Here is a 907-nt window from a genome sequence, read left to right as displayed (position 1 = left end):
TCGCGCCAAGCGCAGCAAACCCGGCTTGCTGCGACAACATCTCACCGCAGTACAAGCGGCAGCCGCTATTTCTGGTGCGCAGGTGCAGGGAGACGAATTGCATTCCACAACCTTATACTTTCAGCCCGGCCCGATTCGTGGTGGCGACTTCCGCTTTTCGATTGGCAGCGCAGGCAGTTGTACCCTCGTCTTACAAACCATACTGCCCGCACTATGGTTTGCCGACGCGCCCAGCACGGTTTCCGTTACAGGCGGAACCCACAATAAGTCCGCACCACCGGCTGACTTCCTTATCCTTTGCTGGGCACCGCTGCTAGCACGCATGGGCATTACCCAAACCATTCAACTGAATCGGCATGGCTTTTACCCAGCGGGGGGTGGTGAAGTCACTGCCCACGTCGAACCGGGCGCCACCCTGCGCCCTATTACATTGATTGAACGAGGCCCGTGCCATGCTCTACGTGCAGAGGCAGTAGTCGCCGATGTGCCGGGCAGCATCGCAAAGCGGGAGTTGGATCAGGTGGCAGCTCGACTGGATTGCCCTGACGGCCGCGTGCGGGAACTACCGCAAGCGGAAGGACCGGGTAATGTCCTGATGATTGAAGCGCGGTTCGCCCAGGTAACAGAACTGTTCACCGCCTTTGGCGAAAGAGGCATCTCTGCCGAATCGGTGGCAAACCATGCGGCAAAAGAGGCTCGCCTTTATTTGGAAAGCACTGCTGCAGTGGGTGAATACCTAGCCGACCAACTACTACTACCTATGGCCTTGGCAGGCAGTGGATCATTTACCGCCACGGTGGCATCGTCGCATTTGCAAACAAACATCAAGGTTATCAAGCAGTTTCTGCCCGTAGACATACAGCTGAGCCAAACCGATAACAGTGCGGTGCAGGTAGACCTATCCTAA

The 907-nt window shown here is 56.9% G+C and carries 1 protein-coding gene; it reads left to right on the top strand.

Going from position 1 to position 907, the window contains the following annotated elements; all coding sequences use genetic code 11:
• The coding region (gene rtcA, locus CSQ89_RS21685; RefSeq protein ID WP_099407999.1) for an RNA 3'-terminal phosphate cyclase at positions 1–907 on the top strand (907 nt) is incomplete at its 5' end.

Origin of the sequence: Chitinimonas sp. BJB300, assembly GCF_002735695.1 — a bacterium.
Taxonomy (GTDB): Bacteria; Pseudomonadota; Gammaproteobacteria; order Burkholderiales; family Chitinimonadaceae; genus Chitinimonas.
Note: the sequence above shows the minus strand (reverse complement) of the source record. Positions and strands in the feature narration are given on the sequence as shown.